We start from the raw sequence: 19,728 nt of genomic DNA, 5'->3' as shown, positions 1-19,728 counted from the left end.
GATGTCGGACGCCCTGCGCGAACAACTGATGGCGCTGGACGAGCGCTGTTTCGAACAGCCCGCCAGCGACTGGGCCGGTAACGTCACCCTGCCCGCCGAGCTGGCACGTTTCTATCGCGAAGTCGGCCCCTGCGACTGCAACCTGGATACCGCCGGTAATCCGTTCTTCATCCCCTCGCTGGCGAAGCTGTGGAAGCAGCAGGCCGGCTATCGCTGGCACGGCCTGACCGGCGAGCGGCTGGCAGGGTGGAGCGAGGACTGGATCGTGGTGGCGGATCAGGGTGCCGACCCCTTCATCTTCGAGTGCTCCACCGGCCGGATCCTCTTCGACCAGCATGGCGGCCCGTGGGCCCCGGCACCGATGTTCGAAGACCTCTGGCAGATGACCGGCTGCCTCGCCATTTTCGCCCGCGTGTGGCGCGGCGCGGACGAGGACATCTTCGCCGAGGATTACAGCGTCAAGCCGGTCTACCGCCGTGAGCTGATCAGCGAGCTGGCAAAGCTGCTGGGCGACACCCGCCGTGCGGAATATCTGGCCGACGAGTTCGGCTGGTAACGAGACTACTGGCTCGCCGGCTCCGCCGCGTCGACGGCCTCGGCTGCATCGACTGCGCTGGCCTCCACGGCCTCCGGTTCAGGCGAGGCGCTCTCCACACCGCGATTGGCGTGCCGGCGATCGGGCACGCCCGAGCAGTCGGCGCTGCCGGACAGCTCCCCATCCAGCGCGGCATGGGTCCAGTTTTCCAGGCGGGTGTACCAGGCCGCGTCCTCGGCAGTCTTCAGCCAGGCGATGGCTTCCGCGTCCTGCTGCTGCGCGGCCTTTTCCAGCCAGAGCCGTGCCTGCAGCTTGTTCATGCCGGCACCGGAGCCGTTCCAGTAGGCCTCGCCGACCTTGAACTGGGCGCGGGCATTACCCTGGGTCGCCGCCTTGCAGAACCACTGGAAGGCCTTTTCCCGGCTGGCGGCGTAGCGATCCTGCAGCGCAGCCTCTTCCTCGGAAGCAGCGTCGTAGATGCCCTGGGAGTCATCCAGGTAGAACCATCCCAGGTTGGTTTCGGCGTCTTCGCTGCCGGCCCCGGCTGCGCGTTCGAACCAGGTGCCGGCCTTGACCCGGTCCTTGTCGACGCCTTCGCCGCCCCAGTAGAGGACGCCCATCTCGTTCTGCGCGCCAGCGTCGCCCTGCTCCGCGGCCTTGCGGAACCAGCGTGCCGCTTCCGCCTTGTCCTCCGGGCCGCCGTCACCGTCGCGATAGAGCATCGCCAGCTGGATCTGTGCGCGAGCCATCCCGGCCTCGGCGGCCTTGCCCCACCATTTGCGCGCGCCGGCGTAGTTCTGCTGCTGGTAGAAGTAGGCGCCGAAATCGAACAGGGCTTGCGGCTTGCCCGTCTCGGCGGCCTGGTGGAGGCGGGTGAATTCGGCGAACAGCTGCTCGCCGCGCCCGTCACCCTGCTCGGTACCGGGCGGCGCCTCACTGACGTCGGGCGAAGCGCCCTCGGCCGAGGCGAATGTGGGCAGGGCCAGTGAAAGAGCGGACAGGAAAACCCAACGGCTGAACATACGTGACAATCCTCATGTCGGTTGAAGCGGTCGGCCGTCCCGGCTCGACCTTGTGGCGGTGGTTGCAGGTCTCAGATCGACTTGCCGACATCGACGGTGCTGGTGCGCACCAATTCCACGCCGTCAACCACCATTTTCCATTGGTTACCATCCTGGTAAGGCGGCCTGGAGACCTTGAAGTGCGTGTCGAACGGGCCGAATCCCACGGTGAAACCGTCGGCTTCGTAGCGCTTGATCGGCGCCTCGATGGACTTTGAAGTACTGCCCGAAACCCGCTTGTAGGCGACGCGGCCATCCGCCGTGACCAGCAGGCTCATCTGCGGTGAGGTCCACAAGCCGACGTAGGAGCGGTGCTCCTGCGGCACCGGTTCGCCGCACGCGGCCAGCCACACGACCAGGCTCAACGCCGCGATTTTCTTCCACATTCCATCCCCTCCTTTGCGTGGGTTTTCCTGGCGACGATGCATGAGGCATCCATCGTACGGCCGACTTGGCGTTACTATCACAACTCGTCGGCCCCATTCGATCCGTGATGACTATACCCTCCCCGTTCAAACCCGCCTGGTGGCTACCCGGTCCGCACCTGCAAACCCTGTATGGCTCGCTCGCACGCAAGGCGCCCAGCCTCGAGCGCACCCGCGAGCGACTGTGGCTGGAGGATGGCGATTTCATCGACCTCGACTGGCACGGCCCGCATGAAGCGGACGCGCCGCTGGTGCTGGCGCTGCACGGGCTGACCGGCTCGTCGTCCTCGCACTACATCCTTGGCGTGCAGCAACAGCTGGCGGCGCAGGGCTGGGCCAGTGTCGCGCTGAACTGGCGCGGCTGCTCGGGCGAGTCGAACCTGCTGCCCCGCGGCTACCACTCGGGCGTCAGCGAGGACCTCGCCTCGGTGGTTGCCCACGTCCGCGCGAAGCGGCCAATGGCGCCGCTTTACGCGGTGGGATATTCGCTGGGCGGCAACGTGCTGCTCAAGTACCTGGGCGAAGCCTCGGACAGCTGCCCGCTGCAGGGCGCGGTGGCAGTGTCGGTACCCTTCCGCCTGGACCAGTGCGCCGACCGTATCGGCATTGGTTTCTCCAGGGTCTACCAGGCGCACTTCATGCGCGAACTGGTGGCCTATGTGCAGACCAAGCGCCAGGCATTCGCCGCCGGCGGCCACGCGGAAAATCTCGCCGCTCTGGAACGCCTCGGGCCGCTTGATGGCATGCGCACCTTCTGGGATTTCGACGACCGGGTGACCGCGCCGTTGCACGGTTTCGCCGATGTGCACGATTACTACCGCCGCGCCTCCAGCCGCTATTACCTGGGCGGCATTCGCGTGCCGACACTGATCATCCAGTCCAGCGACGATCCCTTCATCCACGCCCACAGCGTGCCGCAACTGGACGAGCTGTCCGCTTCGACGCAGATGGAGCTGCTGCCCCATGGCGGCCATGTCGGCTTCATCGGCGGATCGCCTGGGCGTCCGGACTATTATCTGGAGCGCCGCATCCCGCAGTGGCTGCGCGAACGACGAGAAGCCTGACTGCGCTGGATCAGCCCAGCAGATCGGGAATGAGGCAGACTGGAACTGCACCAGGAAGGAAACGCCAGAAAGGAGCGCCGCCATGCACGACACGCCGCTGACGATCCTGCAGAACCCGCCGCTGAGCAACGCTCAGTGCGCCGCTATCGCCGCGCTTTACCGCGCCGTGGGCTGGGGCTCTCCTGGCACTACCGCGGAACTGCGCGATCTCTACGAATACTCCAGCTACTTCCTGCTGGCCCTGGACGGTGAACAGGTAGTCGGCCTGTTGCGCGCGGAAAGCGAGACGGCGCAGACCACCTGGCTGGCGGAGATCGCCGTACTGCCGAGGCTTCAATTGCGTGGAACGGGCCTGGCGCTGATGGCGCGTTTCCTCGCCGATCACCCTGACCGCACGCTTTATACCGATGCCACCGAAGGCGTGGAGGAGTTCTTCCTGCGCCACGGCATTGCCCTGCGCCGGCCGAGGGTGCCGGGGCCGCGCAAGGAGGATGCGTAACTTCGCAGGTCGAGTATTCGGCGGATAACGCTGGCGCGTCATGCGCCCTACATGGGCGTTCGGCGCAGGGCGAATAACCTTTCACGGTTATCTGCCGACGAAATCTCAGCCTTCCAACGGCACGTACAACCGATCGAACACCGCCGCCACCGCCTCGCGGAAGGGCTCGGCGATGTGCCCGCTCTCCAGCGCCAGCACCTGGTAGATGCCGCGCCGCATCAATGCCTCGCTGAGGTCGCTGGCCACTTCGCGGGTGGTGCAGAGGTAGCGCACCCACGAGGTGAGGATGATCCAGGCGTTGAGGGTCAGGGCCTCGAGCTGGGGTTCGTCCATCTGCAGGATGCCGGCGTCGACGAAGCCCCGGTAGATCGCCTTGGCGTTGTCCATCGCGCGGCGGGCGAAGGAGCGGTAGCCGGCGGCCAGTTCCGGATCGGAATCCAGCAGGTGCTCCAGATCGCGGTGCAGGAAGCGGTAGTGCCACATCGCGGCGAGCAGCGCCTCCAGGTAGAAAGTCTTGTCCTCCACCGTTAGCGCGCGGCCTTCGGGCAGGTGCAGGAACTGGTCGACGTGGCTTTCGTACTCGGCGAACAGCTGGGCGATGATCACCTGCTTGTTGCGGTAGTGGTAGTACAGGTTGCCCGGCGAGATGCCCAGGTGCGCGGCGATGTGGTTGGTGGTGACGCTGCGTTCGCCCTGGGCGTTGAACAGCTCAAGGCTGGCCTGGGCGATGCGGTCACGGGTGTTGATGCGTGGTGCCATTGCCAAAACTCATCGAAGCGGATTGCGCGGACGCAAAGGTACACCGATTGCTACCGCCTGACACAACTGTCGGGTTCGCCCAACTTTTCGTTGGCTGGGCCCGGCGGCGCGGAACCGGCATGCTGATTGACACTCTAGAGCAATTGCTCTAAAAAACCAGCGACAGCATAAAAACGCGAAGCATCCGGGTTCCTTGTGTGAATCTCCGGAGAGCTTCCCCACCCGCTTCCGTCAGGAGCCCGTCATGGTTGCCGATATCGCCTACCTGCAGCAGACCCAGCAGCAGATCAGCCAGCTGGAAACCCTTCTCGAACGCCAGCGTCAGGCGTACCGCGCCAACCCGATGCCCGACGCCGGCCAGCGCATCCAGTGGCTGAAAAGCCTCGCCAACCTGCTGGTGACCGAGCAGAAGGCGATCATCGATGCGATCAACAGCGACTTCAGCAATCGCTCCGCCGACGAGACCCTGCTCGCCGAAGTGATGCCCAGCCTGCACGGCGTGCACTACGCGGCCAAGCGCGTGAAGAAGTGGATGAGACCCTCCCGACGCAGCGTGGGCATGCAGTTCATGCCGGCTTCGGCCAAGGTCATCTACCAGCCGCTGGGCGTGGTCGGCGTGATCGTGCCATGGAACTACCCGCTGTTCCTCGCCATCGGCCCGCTGACCGGGGCGCTGGCCGCCGGCAACCGGGTGATGATCAAGATGAGCGAGTCCACCCCCGAATCCGCCCGTGTGCTGAAGCAACTGCTGGGCAAGGTATTCCCCGAAGACCTGGTCGCCGTGGTGCAGGGTGAGGTCGACGTCGGTGTGGCCTTCTCCAAGCTGCCCTTCGACCACCTGCTGTTCACCGGCGCCACCAGTGTCGGCAAGCATGTGATGCGCGCCGCTGCCGAGAACCTCACCCCGGTCACCCTGGAGCTGGGCGGCAAGTCGCCGGCCATCGTGTCCTCCAGCGTGCCGATGAAGGATGCCGCCGAGCGCATCGCCTTCGGCAAGTCGCTCAATGCCGGGCAGACCTGCGTGGCGCCGGACTACGTGCTGGTGCCGCAGAACCGTGTCGACGAGTTCGTCGAGAGCTACCGCCAGGTGGTCCAGGGCTTCTTCCCGAAACTGGAGAACAACCCCGACTACACCGCGATCATCAACGAGCGCCAGCTCGCGCGCCTGAACGGCTACCTCGCCGATGCCCAGGCCCGTGGCGCCACGGTCGTGCCACTGTTCCCGCAGGCCCAGGGACGCCGCCTGCCGCAAGCGCTGGTACTGAACGCCACCGACGAGATGAAGATCATGCAGGAAGAGATCTTCGGCCCGCTGCTGCCGGTGATCCCCTACCAGAACCTCGACCAGGCGCTCAGCTATATCAACGAGCGCGACCGCCCGCTGGCACTGTACTTCTTCGGCTACGACAAGCGCGAGCAGGACCATGTTCTGGCCCAGACCCATTCCGGCGGCGTGTGCCTGAACGACACCCTGCTGCACGTCGCCCAGGACGACATGCCCTTCGGTGGCGTCGGCCCGTCCGGCATGGGCCACTACCACGGCCACGAAGGTTTCCTGACCTTCTCCAAGGCCAAGGGCGTGTTCAGCAAGCCTCGCTTCAACGCTGCGCGAGTGATCTATCCGCCCTACGGCAAGTCGCTGCAGAAGCTGGTCTACAAGCTGTTCATCCGCTGACCGGCGACCTATCAACCCCAGGTGCCCTTTAACCAGGTGAAACAATAAGAATGACAGACACCTCCCTCACCGCGCCGGGCCTCTCCCGGCGCGGCGTGCTCAAGATCGGCCTGCTGGGCGGCGCCTTCCTCGCCACGGCGGGCGTCACGGCCAGCCTCAGCGGCTGTTCCGCCAGCACCCCGGCCAGTGGCTTTGCCGTGCTGCGCGACTCCGACCTGCCTTTCCTGCGTGCGCTCATTCCGGTGATGCTGGCCGGCGCCGTGCCAGCCGAACGCATGGCCGAGGCGGTGAAAGGCACGATCCAGAGCCTGGACAACAGCCTCAACCACCTTTCCCCGGAAATGCTCAAGCTCACCGTGCAGCTGTTCGACGTGCTCGCACTGCCGATCACCCGCGGGCCGCTCACCGGCATCTGGGGCAGCTGGGACAACGCCAGCGCGCAGGACGTACAGAACTTCCTGAATCGCTGGCAGAACAGCTTCATCTCCCTGCTCAAGATGGGCCACAGTTCGCTGCTGCAACTGGTGATGATGGCCTGGTACAGCCGCCCGGAATCCTGGGGCCACTGCGGCTATCCCGGCCCACCGAAAATCTGATACCGCCAGAACAACAAGAATTCGCCTGAGAGATTCCCGATGCCCGTACCCGATCTGTTCGCCGAGGGCCTGGCCCGTGGCTGGAAAGTCCACGATGGCTCACGCCTGGACAAGGACCTGACCCTGGAGACCGATGTCGTCATCGTCGGCACCGGCGCCGGTGGCGGCACCACCGCCGAAGCCCTCAGCGCTGCCGGCTACAAGGTGCTGCTGGTGGAAGAAGGCCCGCTCAAGACCAGCACCGACTTCAAGATGCAGGAGTCCGATGCCTACCCAAGCCTTTACCAGGAAGGCATCGGCCGCATGAGCAAGGATGGCGCCATCACCATCCTCCAGGGCCGCGCCGTGGGCGGCACCACCCTGGTCAACTGGACCTCCAGCTTCCGCACCCCTGAGCCGACCCTGGAACACTGGGCCAAGGAACACGGCGTGAAGGGCCACAGCGTCGCCGAGATGGCGCCCTGGTTCGCCAAGATGGAAGAGCGCCTGGGCGTCGCACCCTGGATCATGCCGCCCAATGCCAACAACGATGTGATCCGCAACGGCTGCGAGAAACTCGGCCTGCACTGGAAGGTCATTCCGCGCAACGTCCGTGGCTGCTGGAACCTCGGCTACTGTGGGATGGGCTGCCCGACCAACGCCAAGCAATCGATGCTGGTGACCACCATCCCGGCGACCCTGGAAAAGGGTGGCGAGCTGTTGTTCCTGGCCCGCGCCGACCGCCTGCTGCATGACGGCAGCAAGGTCAGCGGCCTGGAATGCTCGGCCATGGACGAACGCTGCGTCGCTCCCACCGGCCGCAAGATCACCATCAAGGCCCGCCACTACGTGCTCTCCGGCGGCGGTATCAACACCCCGGCGATCCTCCTGCGCTCCAAGGCGCCGGACCCGAATGGCCGCGTCGGCCAGCGCACCTTCCTGCACGTGGTGAACTTCAGCGCGGCAACCTTCGACGAAGTGATCAACCCCTTCTACGGCGCGCCGCAGTCGATCTATTCCGACCACTTCCAGTGGGACGACGGCGCCACCGGGCGCATGTCCTACAAGCTCGAGGTGCCGCCGCTGCAACCGGCGCTCAGTGCCACCCTGCTGGGCCGCTTCGGCGAGGACAACGCGCTGCGCATGGAGCAGCTGCCGCACACCAACGTGATCCTGGCGCTGATGCGCGATGGCTTCCATCCGGACAGCGCGTCGGGTTCGGTCAGCCTGCGCGGCGACGACACCCCGGTGCTCGACTACCAGATGACCGACTACACCTGGGACGGCATCCGCCGCGCCTTCCACACCATGGCCGACATCCAGTTCGCTGCCGGCGCCAAGGCCGTGCTGCCGCTGCATGCCGACGCCGGCTATGTGAAAAGCGTCAAGGAGGCACACGAACTCATCGATGGCCTGAGCCTGGAGCTTTACCGTACCCGCCTGGGCAGCGCCCACGTGATGGGCGGCTGCGCCATGGGCGAAGACGCGAAGCAGTCGGTGTGTGACAGCCTCGGCCGTCACCACCAGCTGGAAAACCTGTCGATCCACGACGGCTCGCTGTTCCCCACCAGCATCGGCGCCAACCCGCAGCTCTCGGTCTACGGCCTCACTGCGCAACTGGCTGATGCCCTGGCCAAGCGCCTGGGCAAGGCCTGATTCGCCGCAGAATCGGGCAAAACCATACGCGCAGGCTCTGGCACGGGACCTGCGCGTGACTCATCGGTCTCTCGCCGGCTATCTCAGGTAGTCCGTTCACAGAAGCACTACCAAGGTCGCTTGGCCCCACGGACATGCTGCGTTACCATCCGCCCGCTATTGCACCAGCCTGCCAACAAGAGCCGACCAGGACGCCGCGATGAATCGAGTGTTGTACCCGGGTACCTTCGACCCCATCACCAAAGGCCATGCCGATCTGGTCGAACGCGCCTCGCGACTGTTCGACCAGGTGATCATTGCCGTCGCCGCCAGCCCCAAGAAGAATCCCCTGTTCCCGCTGGAACAGCGCGTAGAGCTGGCCCGCCAGGTCACCTCGCACCTGCCCAACGTGGAAGTCGTCGGTTTCTCGACGCTGCTCGCCCATTTCGCCAAGGAACAGAACGCCAACATCCTGCTGCGCGGCCTGCGCGCGGTGTCGGACTTCGAATACGAGTTCCAGCTGGCCAACATGAACCGCCAGCTCGCACCTGATCTGGAAAGCATGTTCCTCACGCCGTCGGAGAAGTACTCCTTCATCTCCTCGACCCTGGTGCGCGAGATCGCGGCGCTGGGCGGCGACATCACCAAGTTCGTGCATCCCGCGGTGGCCAGCGCCCTGGCCGAGCGCTTCAAGCGCTGATCCGCATGCCGCCAAGGATGGCGGTTTCCGTCAGCTGACTCCCTGACTACGTGCACTACGCGCGCCGATACGGCACAATTTCACCATTGTGCTAATGATCGCCATGGCTGCCGTCATGGTTGGAGTTGTTCGATGTCCCTGAAAATCACTGACGATTGCATCAACTGCGACGTCTGCGAACCCGAGTGCCCCAATGCCGCGATCTCTCAGGGCGAGGAGATCTACGTCATCGACCCGAACCTGTGCACCGAGTGCGTCGGTCACTATGACGAACCGCAGTGCCAGCAGGTCTGCCCCGTCGACTGCATCCCCCTCGACGAAGCTCACGTCGAAAGCAAGGATGAGCTGATGGAGAAGTACAAGAAGCTCACCGGCAAAGCCTGACTTCGCGCGTTTCGACACTTTTTCATTGAGTTCTCACAAACCTGCGGCGCTGTGGATTGTCTATCCTCCACCTTCGCCCCGTTTGGTTTTCCAGCCGGCAACGCCGGCGGTTCGTGAGATGCCATGTCCCTGTTGAACTCCCGCACCCGCGCCTCCCTGCTCGGCTTCTGCAGCCTCCTGCTGCTCAGCTCCGCCCTGCATGCCGCGGAACATCCGGCCCAGGCCAGCGTCGCCAGCGCGCACCCATCGGCTACCGTGGCCGGCCTGGAAACCCTCGCCGACGGCGGTAACGCCTTTGACGCCGCCGTCGCCATTGCTGCCGCGCTGGCGGTGGTCGAGCCTTACGGCTCCGGACTGGGCGGCGGCGGTTTCTTCCTGCTGCGCAAGGCCGGCAGTCCGCCGACCTACCACTTCATCGACGCCCGCGAGCGCGCCCCGTTGGCCGCCCACGCACGGATGTACGAGCGCAACGGCAAGGTCGATCCGCAGCTGTCGCTCAACGGCCCGCTGGCCGCCGGTATCCCCGGCCTGCCTGCCGCCCTGGCGGACATCACCAGCCGCTACGGCCGCAAGACCCTGGCAAACAACCTCGTACCGGCGATCCGCCTGGCCACCGACGGCGTGTCCATCGACCGCATCTACATCGACCGGGCGTCCTGGCGTCTGGATGCCATGCGTGACGACCGCGAGACCGCGCGCATCTTCCTCGACCAGGGTAACCTGCCCGAGGAATACAGCCTGATGCGCCAGCCGCAGCTGGCCAACACCCTGGAAAAACTGGCGCGCTACGGCCGCATCGGCTTCTACGAAGGCGAGACCGCACAGAAACTGGTCGAGGGCGTTCGCGCCGCCGGCGGCGTCTGGAGCCTGGAGGACCTCGCCAGCTACCGCACCGTCGAGCGCCAGGCGCTGCGCTACCCGCTGGCCGACGGTCGTGAACTGATCAGCGCCCCACCACCCTCGGCTGGCGGCGTCGCCCTGGCGCAGAGCCTGGGGATGCTGCAGCAATTGCCCTGGCAGAAGGCCGAGCCCGTACAGCGCGCGCACTATGTGGTGGAGGCCCTGCGCCGCGCCTACCGCGACCGCGGGCTGTTGGGCGACCCGGACCGCGTCGCCAATCCGGTCAACCAGTTGCTCGCACCGGACTACCTGAAACGCCTGGCCGCCGGTATCGACCCGCAGCGCGCCACGCCCAGCTCCAGCCTGCCGCCGGCACCGGCCTGGCGCGAGGGCGATCACACCACCCACTTCGTGGTGATGGACGCCGATGGCAACGCGGTCGCCGCCACGCTGTCGGTCAACCTGCCCTTCGGTGCGGCCTTCACCGTGCCCGGCACCGGCGTGCTGCTCAACGACGAGATGGACGACTTCGCCACCGACGTCAGCGGCGCCAACGCCTACCAGTTGGCCGGCAGCCAGGCCAACGCGGTGGCCGCCGGTAAGCGCCCGCTGTCGAGCATGAGCCCGAGCTTCATCGAGAGCCCCACGGAACTGGCCGCCTTCGGCACCCCCGGCGGCAGCCGGATTCCCAGCATGGTGCTGCTGGCGATGCTGGATTACCTGGACGGCAAGCCAGTGCAGCGCTGGGTGTCCTCGCCGCGCTACCACCACCAGTTCCTGCCCGATGTGATCGAGCACGAGCCACGCGCCTTCACCGCTGCCGAAATGGCTGACCTGCAGCGCCGTGGCTACACGCTCAAGGACGTGGGGCGCGCCTATGGCAACCAGCAGGTGCTGCTGTGGAACAAGAAGTCCGGCGAAGTGCAGTCCGCCAGCGACCCGCGCGGTATCGGCCTGGCGACCGAGCTGGCAGCGCCGCTGCGCTGATCAGGGAAGGATGAGGCCAGGCGTCTCATCCTCGCCCGGCTCGAACAAGCCGTGCTCGGTGCCCAGCTGCAGGACATTGCGCAGGCTCTGGATGATGCGGCTGACATAACCCAGGTCGTTCATCAGCGAACTCATCTGCAGACCGTCCAGCTCGTGGCGGCGCACGGCGGCGAACAGCCGCTGACGGAAAGCACCGTCGAACTCGGCGGCGCTTTCATCAAGCAGTTGCAGACGTGCCTGCAGGGCCTCCTCCGGCAGTTCACCGCCGATCAGCGAGCCCACTGCGCGCACTTCCCGCAACATGGCGATCAGGTGATGGCGCAGCTCGACATAGGTGTCACGCAGCGCAGAGGGATCGCCTTGCAGGGCCTGGCCGAGGTTCTTCTGCAGGTGCTTGGCATCCTTCACCGCATCCACCAGTTGCAGCGCCACCACCTGGCAGGACAACCAGAAGCGCTGGTGTTCCTCATCCAGTGGCACCTCCAGGCGCCCCATGAAACTCAGCAGATCGCCATAGACGCCCTTGATGTGGCGCTGGTAGAGCACCTCCGCGCTCAGCGCATGGCGGTCTGGAGCGGCACGCAGTTCGGCTTCGTCCACACGGGGCTGGGTGAGCATGTCCACCGGCAGATAGAGGGCATGGCAGATCACCTCAATGCTCAACCGCCCCAGGTGACGCAGTTCCTGGAGTACCGCGCTGGCAGCGGCATCGGCCGAATCCAGCGCGCGCTCGTTGAGGTAACGTGCGTGGGTACGCTCGATGGTCGGCATGGCGGGCGCCATGTCGGTGATCAGCACCGCGGGCTCTTCGACTTCCGGCAGCCAGCGCACCAGCGCATTGGCCAACGCGCCCTGGATCGGCCAGAACAGCGCAACGCCCATGCCATTGAACAGGGTGTGGAACAGCGCCAGCTGGATCATCGGGTTGTCCGCCAGCCCCAGCGGCGTGACCAACCAGTGCACCAGCCAGGTCAGTGGCGGCAACAGCAGGAAGGCCAGCACCCCGGTCACCACGTTGAACAGCACGTGCGCCAGCGCCAGGCGTTGCCCGCTGCGATTACCGCCCAGGGAACCGACGAAGGCCGTGGTCACACTGCTGCCCACGTTGGAACCGATGGCAATGGCCAGGCTTTGGCCCAGCTCCAGCTGCCCGCCCGCCAGCGCGGCGAGGGTCAGCATCAGCGTGGCGTGGCTCGACTGCAGGACCACCGTGACCAGCAGGCCGAACGTCACGAACAGCAGCGCGCCGAGCAGGCCTTCCGAGCGCAGTTCGCTCATGTCCATGGCATCGCCGAAGCTGCCGAAACCTTCCTTGATCTGGTCAATGCCCAGGAAGATGAAGGCGATGCCCAGCAGAATGCGCCCGGCGGCCTTGCTCTTGGCGCCGTTGAAACCCAGCAGGATGCCGAACACCAGCAATGGCAGCGCCAGCGGACTCAGGCTGAGGTTCTGCCCGGCCAGCGCCAGCAGCCAGATGCCGCTGGTGGCGCCGAGGTTGGCGCCGAAGAGGATCGCGATGCCACCGGCCAGCTGGATCAGCCCGGTGCTGATGAAGGCGATGGTGAGCAGGGAAACCAGGGTCGAGGATTGCAGCAGGAAGGTGCCGAAGAGACCGAACAGCAGGCTCTTGCCGCGAGTCGCGGTACTCTTCTCCAGCCAGCGCTCGAGCTGGCTGCCGGCCAGGTCGCGCAGGCCTTCTTCCAGGCACTGCATACCGAACAGGAACAGCGCCAGGCCCGCCCCCAACTGCAGCAGACCGGCGCTGGACCAGAAGGTGTAGCCCAGGATGACCGCGACCAGCAGCAGAAGCAGCGGGCGCAAGTGCTTCTTCAGGCCGCTCAGGTTCATGGGCTACCTACGGGACTTGCCCGGCAAGCCGGGCTGGCGAGGCGGCCGCGCCGCCCCGGAACAGGACGACGGATCAGTCCTTCTTGTAGCCGCTGGTGGTGCAGCCCAGGCAGCGCACAAAGGCAGCCTTGCCCGGATCGACGACCAGCGCCTGTCCCGCTTCCTTGACGTTGCCACCAGCCGCGCTGAACGGCAGGGTCACCACGAAGGCAGCGGTACCCACCACAGTGGCAGCGATCAACAATGGGCGAGCGATCAGCAGGTCGCCCATCATCGAGTAGAACGGCGGGGCCGAGACGACATAGGTCGGATCGCCGCTGACGTTGCTCACTTCTTCCTGAGCAACGGCCGGCAACACCGAGAATGCACAGACCAGGGCCATTGCAGTGGCGGCGGTGCGGAACACGTTCATGGAGGGAAGTCCTTTTTTGTGTAGTTGGGCAGGCAGACTGCCATAACTATAACAGCGCTCCATGACTTGTCGCGTGACAGCCTTCAATCGCCGAAGAATGCGTATTCGGGCTTTTTCGGCACGAAAGGTCGATAGAAAGCCAGCATGCGACGCAAGTCGGCCGACTCGTCGCCGGTTGGCCAGAATGGCTCGCCAATGACGATGCGCCGTCCGGGGTAATCCAGCGCCGCGAGCACGATGGGTACGCCCGCGCCACGGGCGATGTGGTAGAAGCCCATTTTCCAGCGCTCGACCTTCTTGCGCGTGCCCTCCGGGGAGAGGATCAGCATCATCTCGTGGTTGTCGCGGAAGGCCTGGATCGCCTGGTCCACGGTGTTGAGCTTGAGATGGCGCTGGATCGGAATGCCACCCCAGCGGCGCATCAGGCCGCCGAAGGGCGCGCGAAAAATGGTGTGCTTGCCGAACCAGCGGGCATTCAGACGCAACACGAACTTGACCGCGAGAAACAGGATGAAGTCCCAGTTGGACGTATGGTGTGCGCCAATCACCACGAACTTGTCGAGCGCAGGCAGTGTGCCGTCGATGCGCCAGCCGGACGCACGCAGCATGGTATGGCCGAGAGCCTCGGCGAAGGGATTGCGGGGCAGATAATTGCCGGACATGGATCACCTGAAGGCCCCTCTTCGGGGGCCCTTGTTGTTATGGCAGAGGGGTGGATCGGGCAGATCAGGGCGGCAGCTTAACGGCCGCCCAGGGTCTCAGCGTTGGCAGCGCGAACAGTAGACACTGGCGCGCTGGCCGAGGCGCACTTCGCGCAGGGTCGAACCACAAACCTTGCACGGCTCGCCGCCGCGCCCGTAGGCGAAGAGTTCCTGCTGGAAGTAACCGGGTTGGCCGTCGCCACCGACGAAATCGCGCAGCGTGGTGCCGCCGCGTTCGATGGCAATGGCAAGGATGCGCTTGATCTCCTGGGCAAGCTTCACATAACGCGCCCGCGAGATGGTTCCGGCCTCGCGGCGTGGGTCGATGCCCGCAGCGAACAGCGCCTCGGTGGCATAGATGTTGCCCACGCCGACTACCACCGCGTTGTCCATGATGAAGGGCTTCACCGCCATGCTGCGGTTGCGCGACAGCTGGAACAGGCGCTCGCCTTCGAAAGCATCGGTCAGCGGCTCCGGGCCGAGGTGACGCAGCAACTCGTGTTCCAGCGGCGCCAGGCTCCAGAGCAGCGCGCCGAAGCGGCGCGGGTCGGTGTAGCGCAGCGCCATGCCCGATTCCAGCTCGATATCCACATGCTCGTGGCGCGCCGCCGGCGTGCCGCATTCCACCAGTCGCAAGCTGCCGGACATGCCCAGGTGGCTGATCAGCGTCCCCACCTCGGCATTGAGCAGCAGGTACTTGGCGCGCCGCTCCACCTGCACGATGCGTTGCCCGGACAGGCGAACGTCCAGGTCCTCGGGGATCGGCCAGCGCAACCGGCGCTCGCGCACGATCACTCGGCTGACGCGCTGGCCCTCGAGGTGAGGCGCAATGCCTCGGCGGGTGGTTTCGACTTCAGGTAATTCGGGCATGGATCACGACTGCATGGGAGCTTTTCTGTAGGAGCGAGCTTGCTCGCGAACGCGACCACAGGCAACCCCGAAGTCAAGCGGGTTCGCGAGCAAGCTCGCTCCTACAATCTGAGAGATCAGTCCAGCGCGCGAGCCAGCTGGATCAGGTCTGCGCGCCAAGGCGCCGCCTTGGGCAGCGCCAGGAAGGACTCGTTGAGGAGGCTCTCCCGCGCGTCATAGGTGAAGGGCTCGCCGCGTACGTCCAGCACTTCGCCGCCTGCGCCTTCCAGCACACCCTGGGCCGCTGCGGTGTCCCACTGACTGGTCGGCGCCAGGCGCGGGTAGCAATCCGCCGAGCCTTCGGCCAGCAGGCAGAACTTCAGCGAACTGCCGATGCTGGCCAGGTTCAGGTCACCGAAGCGCTGCGCCAGGCCGGCCAGCAGGCTTTCCTGCTGCGGGCTGGAGTGGCGCTTGCTGGCCACCACGGTGAAGACGTCTTCCGGGCTGGTGCGCACTTCAATGGCTTCGGGCTCGCCATCACGCTCCTCGCGCCAGGCGCCCAGACCGGTGCCGCCGTAGTAGCAGCGGCCACTGGCGGGGATGCCGACCACACCGAAGACCACGCGACCATGCTCGATGAGCGCGACGTTGACAGTAAATTCGTCACTGCCGGAGATGAACTCCTTGGTGCCGTCCAACGGGTCTACCAGCCACCAGCGGGTCCACTGGGCGCGCTGCTCCAGCGGAATGTCGCAATCCTCCTCGGACAGCACCGGCACATCCGGCGCCAGCGCGCGCAGGCCGTCGGCCAGCAGGCGGTGCGCTGCCAGGTCGGCGGCGGTCACCGGCGATTCGTCGGCCTTGCTCTGGACATCCAGGTCGCCCTGCCAGAACGGCAGGATCACATCGCCCGCCTTGTGCACCAGGTCGATCACGGCGGGCAGGAAAGCATTCATCACGGCTGGAATTCCCCTCGTTGAGTCAGCAGGTCGCGCACCAGGTAGAGCGCGGCCAGGGCCCGTCCTTCACTGAACTGGGCATTCTGCGCAAGGCTGGAGAGCTCGCGCAGGTTGATCTTGTCCACGCCCATCGGCTCGGGTTCGTCGCCGGGCAGCGATTCCTCATAGAGGTCGCGGGCGAGCACCACCTGGATGCGCTGGCTCATGTAGCCGGGAGACAGCGACAGCTCGGTGATGTACTCGAGCTGGCGGGCGCCATAGCCGGCCTCTTCCTTCAGCTCGCGGTTGGCGGCGTCGAGGATGTCCTCGCCCGGCTCCACCAGGCCCTTGGGCAGCGACAGCTGGTACTCGTCGACCCCGGCGCAATATTCCTCGACCAGCACGGCATGTTCGGCATCGAGCATGGCGATCACCATTACCGCGCCGTAACCCTGCCCCTTGCCCACCAGGCGCTCGTAGGTACGCTCGACGCCATTGGAGAACTGCAGCTGCAGCTCCTCGACGGCGAAGAGCCGACTTCTGGCAACGATCTCTCGGGCGAGGACCGTGGGTTTCTGACGCATGGGGCAACTCCTGGGGGTGGCCGGGTCGGCTATGATAACCCGCCTTTTCCGATTCTCCGTGTCAGATATCGCGCCGATTCCGTCCACCGGCGGCACAATTGCGACACCCTTTTGCGAAAGCCCAGCATGCCACGCCTGCCCTGGAACCAGATCGATACCGTCCTGCTCGACATGGACGGCACCCTGCTCGATCTGCATTTCGACAACCACTTCTGGCTCGAACACCTGCCCCAACGCTACGCCGAGCACCATGGCATCAGCCGCACCCAGGCCGACGCCGAGCTGCTGCCGTTGTTCCGCGACAACGCCGGCCAGCTCAACTGGTATTGCCTGGACTTCTGGAGTCGCGAGCTGAAGCTGTCGATCATGGACCTCAAGCGCGAGGTCGCCGACCTCATCGCCCTGCGTCCGGACGCCGACCTGTTCCTCGCGGAACTGCGCCGACACGGCAAGCGCACGGTGCTGATCACTAACGCCCACCGCGATTCGCTGTCGCTGAAGTTGCAGCGGGTGGAGCTGTCGCCCTGGTTCGACCGGCTGATCAGCTCCCATGACTACGGCTTCCCCAAGGAAGACCAGCAGTTCTGGCAGGCGCTGCACTCCGACGTCGGCTTCGACCCGGCGCGCAGCCTGTTCATCGACGACAGCCTGCCGATCCTGCGTGCCGCCCGGACCTTTGGCGTCGCTCAGCTGCTGGCGGTGCGCCAGCCGGACAGTCGCCAGGGACCGAAGGACACCGAGGAGTTCGCCGCCCAGGAAGACTACCGGGTATTGATCGAGGGGCTCTAGACAGAAAGAGCCCGGCGCAGGGCCGGGCTCGTGGACTTCATTCCGGAATCCGCAGCACCTGGCCGGGATAGATCTTGTCCGGATGGCTGAGCATCGGCTTGTTCGCCTCGAAAATCTTGTTGTAGAGATTGGCGTTGCCGTACTCCGCCTTGGCGATGGCGCTGAGCGTGTCGCCTTTCTTCACCGTGACGAAACGCGCCTCCGCAGCTGGCGTGGCAACGGTGATGTGATCTTCGACACCCGATACGCCGGCGACGTTGCCCAACGCGAGCAGGATCTTCTCCTTCTCCTCCTGGCTGGCCACTTCACCGGTGGCAATCACCTTGTCGCCCTCGACGCTGACCTGGATGTTCGGGTTACCCAGGCCCACCTTGGCGATGTGGTCCTTGAGCGATTCGGCGGCCTGCGCCTCCTGGCCCACAATGCTTTCCCACAGTTTCTCGCCGGCTTCCTTCACAAACGCAAAAATGCCCATTTCCAACCTCCCTACGGTTACAGTGACAGGCGGCCGGCATTGGGCAGACCGCGCGCCCCTGGAGTCTAGACGGCGGCTTCCGCATCGCCTGACGGAAAAGTCCTAATCCCGCCACGACCCGACAGAACGCCCCGGAGCCTTCCCGCCGATGGATATCAAGCAGCTGAAATTCCTCTGCGCTTTGGACGAGACGCGGCACTTCGGTCAGGCGGCGGCGCGCTGCCATGTCACCCAGCCAACCCTGTCCATGCGCCTGCGCAGTCTGGAGGAAGAACTGGGCCTGGAACTGGTGCGCCGAGGGCAGCGCTTCGAAGGTTTTACCGAAGCCGGCGAGCGTGTGCTGGCCTGGGCGCGCAGCCTGCTGGCGGCCCATGACGGACTCTACGCCGAAGCGGCCGCCTGCCGGGGGCAACTGGTTGGCACCCTGCGCCTGGGCCTGGTGCCGCTGGCGGGGTTCGACCCCATGCAACTGATCGAGCTGTTTGCCCAGCGCCACCCGGAACTGCGCTTCCAGTTGTTCGCCCTGAGCTCGGAGAAAATCCTCGAAGGTCTTGGCCGCAACCAGCTGGACCTTGGCCTGTCGTACCTTGACCGCCTCGACCGTGAGCACTTCGAAAGCCTCGAACTGGCCGCCACGCGCATGGGCCTGCTGCACGACCGCCGCCATTTCCAGATCGACCGTCCGACCCTGAGCTGGGACGCCTTGGCGGAGCTGCCGCTGGGCCTGCTTTCGGCCGGCATGCACTTTCGCCAGTCCATCGACCATGGCTTCCGCAGTCGCGGCCTGACACCCCAGGCGCGCTTGGAGACCGACGCTGTGCACCAACTGGTGCAGGCCGTGGAGCGCGGCCTGTGCTGCGCGATCATGCCGCTGGGCAGCGGGCTGGACGCCCAGGGCGAGTACTTCGTCCTCACCCCGATAGAGGATGCACGCACGCTGTCGCCGCTGGGCCTCATCCTGCGCCGCAGCGAACCGCGCTCGGCGCTGGCCGAGGCCTGCTTCCGCGAAGCGACGGCTCTGCTGGGCAGCGATCCTGTCGACCGATAAACCGCGTCTATCACAACATCGACAGCAGCCATTAGACGCTGCCTCGGCATCGGCATAGGCTGGTTGCATTACTAGAACCACAGGGCTCAGCCCATGCCTTGCCAGATCCCCCGCCCGGCCTCCGCCGAGGTCCGGGAAACCGTCGCGTGCTCAGACGGTTACGCCTACGCCGAACTTACCCCCGACGGCGCCGCCGGTCGCGCCGTGCTGGCCGACGAGATCGCCCTGGCCATTGCCTACAACGGGCTCAGCCAGGCGGTGATGATGGTTTCGCCCGGCGACCTGGAAGACTTCGTCCACGGTTTCAGCCTTGGCGCCGGTCTCATCGAGTCCATCGACGATATCTATGACGTACGTCTGACGGCCCACGGCGACGCCATCGCCGCCGAGGTGCAGGTCAGCAATCGTGCCTTCTGGGCCCTCAAGGACCAGCGTCGGCAACTGGCCGGCAATACCGGCTGCGGCCTGTGCGGCATCGAGGCGCTGGATCAGGCGCTGCCCGACCTGCCGGTGCTGCCCTCTGCACCGCTACCGCCCGCCGAGCATCTTGAACATCTTCGTGAACGGGTCAACGCCGTCCAGGAGATCGGCCGCCGCAGCGGCGCCCTGCATGCCGCCCTGTTTGTCGATGGCGCTGGCGAGATTCGCCTGTGCCGCGAGGACATCGGCCGCCATAACGCCCTCGACAAGCTGATCGGCGCGCTCAAGCGCCAGCGCCTGGAGCTGGCTGGCGGCTTCGCCGTGGTCACCAGCCGCTGCAGCCTGGAACTTATCCACAAGGCCGTGCGCGCCGGGCTCCCGACCCTGGTCAGCCTCTCCGCACCGACCGCACTCACCGTGCAGTGGGCCCGCGAGCACAACCTGAACCTGATCCACCTGCCACACCGCAGCGCGCCGCGCATCTACAGCCCGGCCCCGCCAGCCGTCTGAACGCCCGCTTTCGAA

At 65.6% G+C, this 19,728-nt stretch carries 22 protein-coding genes; 12 read left to right on the top strand and 10 right to left on the bottom strand.

Going from position 1 to position 19,728, the window contains the following annotated elements; translation table 11 throughout:
- Position 1 precedes the first annotated feature (1 nt).
- A complete protein-coding gene (locus tag ACKI1H_RS06775; protein WP_440467974.1) occupies positions 2 to 556 on the top strand; it encodes a hypothetical protein in 555 nt (184 codons plus the stop codon).
- Between the two features lie 5 nt (positions 557 to 561).
- On the opposite strand, the gene ACKI1H_RS06770 is transcribed toward ACKI1H_RS06775, so the two are convergent.
- Both ACKI1H_RS06770 and ACKI1H_RS06765 read right to left on the bottom strand, forming a co-directional pair.
- Positions 562 to 1,557: a tetratricopeptide repeat protein gene (locus ACKI1H_RS06770; protein WP_138519720.1), complete on the bottom strand. Its 996-nt coding sequence runs from the start codon at positions 1,555 to 1,557 to the stop codon at positions 562 to 564.
- 71 nt (positions 1,558 to 1,628) lie between these two features.
- Positions 1,629 to 1,982, bottom strand: a complete 354-nt coding sequence (locus tag ACKI1H_RS06765) for a hypothetical protein (RefSeq protein ID WP_138519721.1) — start codon at positions 1,980 to 1,982, stop codon at positions 1,629 to 1,631.
- Between the two features lie 107 nt (positions 1,983 to 2,089).
- Between ACKI1H_RS06765 and ACKI1H_RS06760 the strand changes: the two genes are divergently transcribed.
- Entirely contained in the window at positions 2,090 to 3,085 is a 996-nt protein-coding gene (locus ACKI1H_RS06760) for a hydrolase (RefSeq protein WP_171049416.1), read from the top strand.
- Between the two features lie 82 nt (positions 3,086 to 3,167).
- Positions 3,168 to 3,584, top strand: a complete 417-nt coding sequence (locus tag ACKI1H_RS06755) for a GNAT family N-acetyltransferase (RefSeq protein WP_138519722.1) — start codon at positions 3,168 to 3,170, stop codon at positions 3,582 to 3,584.
- 105 nt (positions 3,585 to 3,689) lie between these two features.
- Here the strand turns inward: ACKI1H_RS06755 and ACKI1H_RS06750 are convergent, their stop codons facing one another.
- A complete protein-coding gene (locus ACKI1H_RS06750; protein WP_138519723.1) occupies positions 3,690 to 4,343 on the bottom strand; it encodes a TetR/AcrR family transcriptional regulator in 654 nt (217 codons plus the stop codon).
- A 244-nt stretch (positions 4,344 to 4,587) separates the two neighbouring features.
- Here ACKI1H_RS06750 and ACKI1H_RS06745 point away from each other — a divergent pair, with 244 nt between their 5' ends.
- The 6 genes from ACKI1H_RS06745 (at position 4,588) to ggt (ending at position 11,139) form a co-directional block, all read left to right on the top strand.
- Positions 4,588 to 6,018: a coniferyl aldehyde dehydrogenase gene (locus tag ACKI1H_RS06745; protein ID WP_440467973.1), complete on the top strand. Its 1,431-nt coding sequence runs from the start codon at positions 4,588 to 4,590 to the stop codon at positions 6,016 to 6,018.
- A 50-nt stretch (positions 6,019 to 6,068) separates the two neighbouring features.
- The gene (locus ACKI1H_RS06740) at positions 6,069 to 6,614 is read left to right on the top strand and encodes a twin-arginine translocation pathway signal protein (protein WP_138519725.1); all 546 of its coding nucleotides are present in this window, start codon (positions 6,069 to 6,071) and stop codon (positions 6,612 to 6,614) included.
- A 39-nt stretch (positions 6,615 to 6,653) separates the two neighbouring features.
- Positions 6,654 to 8,249: a GMC family oxidoreductase N-terminal domain-containing protein gene (locus tag ACKI1H_RS06735; protein ID WP_440467972.1), complete on the top strand. Its 1,596-nt coding sequence runs from the start codon at positions 6,654 to 6,656 to the stop codon at positions 8,247 to 8,249.
- A gap of 199 nt (positions 8,250 to 8,448) precedes the next feature.
- Positions 8,449 to 8,928, top strand: coding sequence for a pantetheine-phosphate adenylyltransferase (gene coaD / locus ACKI1H_RS06730; RefSeq protein ID WP_024767001.1), 480 nt, complete (start codon positions 8,449 to 8,451; stop codon positions 8,926 to 8,928).
- Between the two features lie 132 nt (positions 8,929 to 9,060).
- Positions 9,061 to 9,312, top strand: a complete 252-nt coding sequence (locus ACKI1H_RS06725; RefSeq protein ID WP_138519727.1) for a YfhL family 4Fe-4S dicluster ferredoxin — start codon at positions 9,061 to 9,063, stop codon at positions 9,310 to 9,312.
- A 123-nt stretch (positions 9,313 to 9,435) separates the two neighbouring features.
- Positions 9,436 to 11,139, top strand: coding sequence for a gamma-glutamyltransferase (gene ggt / locus ACKI1H_RS06720; RefSeq protein ID WP_440467971.1), 1,704 nt, complete (start codon positions 9,436 to 9,438; stop codon positions 11,137 to 11,139).
- Here ggt and ACKI1H_RS06715 read toward each other — a convergent pair whose 3' ends face one another.
- The 6 genes from ACKI1H_RS06715 to nudE form a co-directional block, all read right to left on the bottom strand.
- The gene (locus tag ACKI1H_RS06715; RefSeq protein ID WP_440467970.1) at positions 11,140 to 12,987 is read right to left on the bottom strand and encodes a Na/Pi cotransporter family protein; all 1,848 of its coding nucleotides are present in this window, start codon (positions 12,985 to 12,987) and stop codon (positions 11,140 to 11,142) included.
- A 73-nt stretch (positions 12,988 to 13,060) separates the two neighbouring features.
- Complete coding sequence (locus tag ACKI1H_RS06710) at positions 13,061 to 13,399, bottom strand: multidrug transporter (protein WP_138519730.1); 339 nt, start codon at positions 13,397 to 13,399, stop codon at positions 13,061 to 13,063.
- An 83-nt stretch (positions 13,400 to 13,482) separates the two neighbouring features.
- The gene (locus tag ACKI1H_RS06705; RefSeq protein WP_138519731.1) at positions 13,483 to 14,061 is read right to left on the bottom strand and encodes a lysophospholipid acyltransferase family protein; all 579 of its coding nucleotides are present in this window, start codon (positions 14,059 to 14,061) and stop codon (positions 13,483 to 13,485) included.
- 96 nt (positions 14,062 to 14,157) lie between these two features.
- Positions 14,158 to 14,970: a bifunctional DNA-formamidopyrimidine glycosylase/DNA-(apurinic or apyrimidinic site) lyase gene (gene mutM / locus ACKI1H_RS06700; RefSeq protein WP_440467969.1), complete on the bottom strand. Its 813-nt coding sequence runs from the start codon at positions 14,968 to 14,970 to the stop codon at positions 14,158 to 14,160.
- 116 nt (positions 14,971 to 15,086) lie between these two features.
- Positions 15,087 to 15,905: a 3'(2'),5'-bisphosphate nucleotidase CysQ gene (gene cysQ / locus ACKI1H_RS06695; protein WP_138520025.1), complete on the bottom strand. Its 819-nt coding sequence runs from the start codon at positions 15,903 to 15,905 to the stop codon at positions 15,087 to 15,089.
- Positions 15,905 to 16,471 carry an ADP compounds hydrolase NudE gene (gene nudE / locus ACKI1H_RS06690; RefSeq protein ID WP_440467968.1) on the bottom strand — a complete coding sequence of 189 codons (567 nt, stop codon included), beginning with the start codon at positions 16,469 to 16,471 and terminating at the stop codon, positions 15,905 to 15,907. The genes cysQ and nudE overlap by 1 nt, the downstream gene beginning before the upstream one ends.
- Positions 16,472 to 16,597: 126 nt before the next feature.
- Here nudE and yrfG point away from each other — a divergent pair, with 126 nt between their 5' ends.
- Positions 16,598 to 17,260, top strand: coding sequence for a GMP/IMP nucleotidase (gene yrfG / locus ACKI1H_RS06685; protein ID WP_440467967.1), 663 nt, complete (start codon positions 16,598 to 16,600; stop codon positions 17,258 to 17,260).
- Positions 17,261 to 17,297: 37 nt separating this feature from the next.
- Here the strand turns inward: yrfG and lysM are convergent, their stop codons facing one another.
- Positions 17,298 to 17,735 (bottom strand): peptidoglycan-binding protein LysM, encoded by a 438-nt coding sequence (gene lysM, locus ACKI1H_RS06680; RefSeq protein ID WP_037018714.1) that lies wholly within the window; start codon positions 17,733 to 17,735, stop codon positions 17,298 to 17,300.
- 148 nt (positions 17,736 to 17,883) lie between these two features.
- Between lysM and ACKI1H_RS06675 the strand changes: the two genes are divergently transcribed.
- Both ACKI1H_RS06675 and fdhD read left to right on the top strand, forming a co-directional pair.
- The gene (locus ACKI1H_RS06675; RefSeq protein ID WP_440467966.1) at positions 17,884 to 18,783 is read left to right on the top strand and encodes a LysR family transcriptional regulator; all 900 of its coding nucleotides are present in this window, start codon (positions 17,884 to 17,886) and stop codon (positions 18,781 to 18,783) included.
- A gap of 93 nt (positions 18,784 to 18,876) precedes the next feature.
- Entirely contained in the window at positions 18,877 to 19,713 is an 837-nt protein-coding gene (gene fdhD, locus ACKI1H_RS06670) for a formate dehydrogenase accessory sulfurtransferase FdhD (protein ID WP_440467965.1), read from the top strand.
- The last annotated feature ends 15 nt before the right edge of the window (positions 19,714 to 19,728 follow it).

Source organism: Pseudomonas sp. YH-1, from assembly GCF_051990045.1.
GTDB classification, from domain to species: domain Bacteria; phylum Pseudomonadota; class Gammaproteobacteria; order Pseudomonadales; family Pseudomonadaceae; genus Pseudomonas; species Pseudomonas nicosulfuronedens.
Note: the sequence above shows the minus strand (reverse complement) of the source record. Positions and strands in the feature narration are given on the sequence as shown.